Here is a 4,141-nt window from a genome sequence, read left to right on the forward strand (position 1 = left end):
GGCGGGCGGGTGGACCTCACACGGTGGTGACGTCCGGGACGTAGTGGATCCAGCGTCCCCCGTCCTCGCGGAACCCCTCCTCCTTGGCCATGATCTCCTCGGCGTGGTTCCAGGCCAGCAGGAGGGCGCGGTCGGGGTAGGAGGCCGTGAACGCGCCGTGGTCGCGCACCGGCACGTGGGAGCCCGGCGTCAGGCGCCCCTGCTTGGCCGGCGTGGTGTCGCAGACGAACTCCAGCAGGTCGGGGCCGATCCCGCAGAAGTTGAGCACGGTCGCGCTCTTGGCGGTGGCGCCGTAGCCCACCACGCGCAGGCCCTGGTCGCGCAGCGAGCGCAGTTCCTCCACGAGCCGGTCGCAGTTGCCCCGCACCCGGTCCGCGAAGGAGGCCAGCGACTCCGGGGAGGTCAGCTCCCGCTTCCTCTCCTCCTCCAGGATCGCCTCCACGGCGGGGGAGGCGGCCCGGGAGCCCTCGCGTGCCAGGGTGTAGCGCAGCTCGCCCCCGTGCGTGGGCAGACGCTCGACGTCGACCAGCTCCAGGCCGAACCTGCGCGCCATGTTGCGCACGGAGGAGGCGGTGAACAGGAAGAAGTGCTCGTCGTAGAACTGGTCGAAGGACGCCTTCTCGCTCACGTCACCGAAGTAGGGGTCCTCGAAGACGAACACGCCCCCGGGGGACAGCAGCTCCCCGATCCCCTCCAGTACCGAGTCCACGTAGGGGATGTGGCAGAAGGTGTTGGCCGCGTAGACGACGTCGGCGGGCCCGTCCTCGGCCAGGATCTCCAGGGCCGTCACCTTCTCGAAGAAGGCGTTGCGCACGCGCACGCCCTTGCCGCGGGCGACCTCGGCCACGGCTCCGGAGGGCTCCATCCCGAGGTGGCGCACGCCCGCGCGGGCCACCGTCTCCAGCATGACGCCGTCGTTGCACCCCAGCTCGACCACGAAGGGGTCGGAGCCGGTCAGGTGCTCCGCGAGGAGCTTCTCGGCGGTCGCCTCGAAGTGGGAGCGCATCACGGTGGAGCCCGAGGAGTAGTACGGGTACCCCTCGTGGAACATGCGTTCCCGGGGCACCTCCTCCATCAACTGCACCATCTGGCAGTCCGGGCAGAGCCCGACCGCGAGGCGGTAGAAGAACTCCTCGCTCGTGTCGTCGGGCGCCCGGAAGGCGTCGGACAGCGGCTGGCGGCCGAAGTCCATGAACTGGGTGACCGTTCCTTCGCAGACACGGCACGTGGTGGTGGGGACCAACCTCAACTCCTCGGCTTCTCACGGACGTCGTCGGACGGGCGCGCCGGACTCGGCGGCCCGGGCGCGGACGGGGCGGTGGCGCACCGGCCGCGGCGGGGTCAGCCGGTGGTGTTCTCCGGCTGTTCGAGCCACCAGGGGTTCTCCTCGGCCCACTCGATGGTCCGGGCGACCCCCTCCCGCAGCGAGGTGGTGCTCTTCCAGCCCAGGAGCGAGCGGATCTTCCCCGCGTCGGGGATGCGCCGGTCCAGGTCCTGGTAGGAGTGCCCGAACCTGTCGCGCGTGTCGATCGAGGTCGGGACGACCTTGCCGCCGGTCAGCTCCACGATCAGGTCCACGGCCTCGCGGATGGTGACCTCGTCCGAGCTGCCGACGTTGAAGCACTCGCCGTCCGCCTCCGGACGGGTGCCGATCTGGACCGTCGCCTCGACGGCGTCGTCGATGTAGGTGAAGCTGCGGGTCTGGCCGCCCTCGTCGTAGACGACGGGGGGCTCGCCGCGCAGGGCGCGGTGGAGGCTGCGGCTGACGAGGAAGGCGGGGCGCTGGCGCGGCCCGTAGAGGTTGAAGTAGCGGACGATGGAGGCGTTGAGCCCCCGGCCCATGTAGCCGAACGTCAGGTGCTCGGCCAGGGCCTTGCTGGAGGAGTAGCTCCACCTGCTCGCCGAGGTCGTGCCGAGGACCCGGTCGGCGTCCTCCTTCCAGGGGACGTCGGGGTTCTTGCCGAACACCTCGCTGGTGCTGGCGAAGACCACCTTGGCCCCGGCGCGCTCGGCCAGGTCCAGGACGTTGCGCGTCCCCGTGAAGTTGACGTCGATGACCTCCATGGGGGACTCCAGGTACCGGTCCACCCCCACCACGGCGGCGAGGTGGTAGACCACGTCCACGCCCCCGCGGATCGCCTTGGCGAGCTGCTCGGAGGAGCTGACGCTGCCCCGGACGTACTCGACCTCCTTCCATGAGGGGGCGGGCGCGGGCCGGGCCCCCCTCGTGTCGAAGACCACGACCTCGTCGCCCCTGGCGAGGAGCCGGTCGACGAGGTGGCTTCCGACGAAGCCGTTCCCTCCGGTCACTACGGCGCGTGCCACGTGTCTACCGTCCGATCCCTCGGTAGGTGAAACCGAGCCCCGTCAGGGACTCGACGGTCTGGTCGTCGAAGTGGGCCCTGCCGTCCAGGAGGAGGCACTCCCGCGCCGTGAGGCGGCGCAGGGCCGCCATGTCCAGTGCGGCGAACTCGTCGTGCCAGGCGAGCACGGCGAGGCAGTGGGCCCCGGTCGCGGCCGCCTCCGCCGAGGGGGAGGGCTCCAGGCCGAACGTCTTGCGGACCTCGTCCGGGTCGGCGAGCGGGTCGAACACCGCCACGTCGGCCCCGGCGTCGCGCAGCGCGGCGACCACGGGCAGGGTCGGCGTGGACCTCAGGTCGCCGGTGTTGTTCTTGAAGGACAGCCCGATCACGGCCACGCGGGCCCGCTCGGCGGGGGTTCCCAGCGCGTCCAGCCCCTCGGTGACGAGCCCCGCGACGTAGCCGGGCATCGCGTCGTTGGCGCCGCGGGCCGAGACGACGGTTCCCAGGTGCACGCCCCTGTCCCGGGCGGAGCGCCACAGCATCCAGGGGTCCTTGGTCAGGCAGGAGCCTCCGACTCCGACCCCCGGGGAGAGGACGTTGATGGTCCCTCCGCCCTTGGGCACCTCGTTGGTGGCGGCGATGACCTCCATCGCGTCCACCCCGATCGACGTGCAGAAGCGGGCCAGCTCGTTGGCCAGGGCGATGTTGTGGTCGATCCACCAGTTGTTGAGGAGCTTGACCGTCTCGGCGGCCTCCATGGAGGAGCAGACGACGGTCCGCACGCCGAGCCGGGACTCCCAGAACCTCGCGGCGGCGGCCCCGCTCTCCGCGTCCCACCCGCCGACGACCACGGGCAGCTCCCGGATCTCCGCCAGGGCGTTGCCCTGCGACAGCCGCTCAGGGCAGAAGGCCAGACCGAAGTCCTCGCCGCACGTCAGCCCGCCGCTCTCCAGCAGGGGGACGACGAGATCACGGGTCGTGCCCGGGGGGACCGTGCTCTTGAAGACGAGGAGCTGCCCGCGGCGCAGGTGGCGGCCCGCCTCGGCGGCCGCGCTCCTGATCTGGGTCTCGACGAGGGTGCCGTCCTCCCGGACCGGCGTGCCGACCGCGACGACGACCACGTCCGCCGAGGAGATCGCGGAGTAGTCGGTCGTGGCGCGCAGGCGCCCGGCGTCCCGCCCCCGGGCCACCAGTTCGGGCAGTCCGGGCTCCTTGAGGTGGCAGCGGCCCGTCTCCATCTCCTCGACCGGGTGGGCGTCCACGTCGACGCCCACGACGTTCACCCCGTTGGACGCCAGGCTCGCGGCCACGCACGACCCCACGTACCCCAGGCCGACGACCGAGACGGTGATCTCCTCCCGGTCCAGCAGGAAACGCATACGATCTCCATTCGACTCTCAGCCCGGCGCTACAGGGAAAACAGGTCCGGAGGGACCTTGACGAGAAAAGTCGGGTTCCGTACCCGGCCATTCACCTGGCCCGGAGGCCGGATTCTCCCACTCTTTCTTCACTACTTCCCGTGGCCAGGGACGCACGGGGCAACATCGAGGGAATCATCGTCGGAATCGGAACAGCCAGCTTCTCTACAATCCCCTTTGTCGAGGACAGATAAAGCACCGGCCGGATCGGCTGGGCAATGATATCCGCGCGGAAGCGGCTCTTGGCAAACCCGGTTGCGCGGTGATTGGACCGCCCGCCGGAAAGGTAACAGGCCCGCCACCGGGGGCGGCGGAACCGGGAGCGCCCCGGTTCCCGACCCGGTGCGCGGGACCGCACACGAAGGACGGAGGCGACGGCCGTGCGCGTGCTGATCGCGACGCAGGCGGAGCGGACCCACT

General features: G+C 70.9%; 3 protein-coding genes. All 3 read right to left on the reverse strand.

From position 1 onward, the window contains the following. Positions 1–16: 16 nt before the first annotated feature. Positions 17–1,243 carry a class I SAM-dependent methyltransferase gene (locus tag DQW06_RS11175; RefSeq protein WP_117198402.1) on the reverse strand — a complete coding sequence of 409 codons (1,227 nt, stop codon included), beginning with the start codon at positions 1,241–1,243 and terminating at the stop codon, positions 17–19. A gap of 98 nt (positions 1,244–1,341) precedes the next feature. Next, the gene (locus DQW06_RS11180) at positions 1,342–2,325 is read right to left on the reverse strand and encodes an NAD(P)-dependent oxidoreductase (RefSeq protein WP_013155706.1); all 984 of its coding nucleotides are present in this window, start codon (positions 2,323–2,325) and stop codon (positions 1,342–1,344) included. A 4-nt stretch (positions 2,326–2,329) separates the two neighbouring features. After that, positions 2,330–3,682: a nucleotide sugar dehydrogenase gene (locus DQW06_RS11185; RefSeq protein ID WP_117198403.1), complete on the reverse strand. Its 1,353-nt coding sequence runs from the start codon at positions 3,680–3,682 to the stop codon at positions 2,330–2,332. Positions 3,683–4,141: the final 459 nt, after the last annotated feature.

This window comes from Nocardiopsis sp. TNDT3, assembly GCF_003427465.1.
GTDB lineage: Bacteria > Actinomycetota > Actinomycetes > Streptosporangiales > Streptosporangiaceae > Nocardiopsis > Nocardiopsis dassonvillei.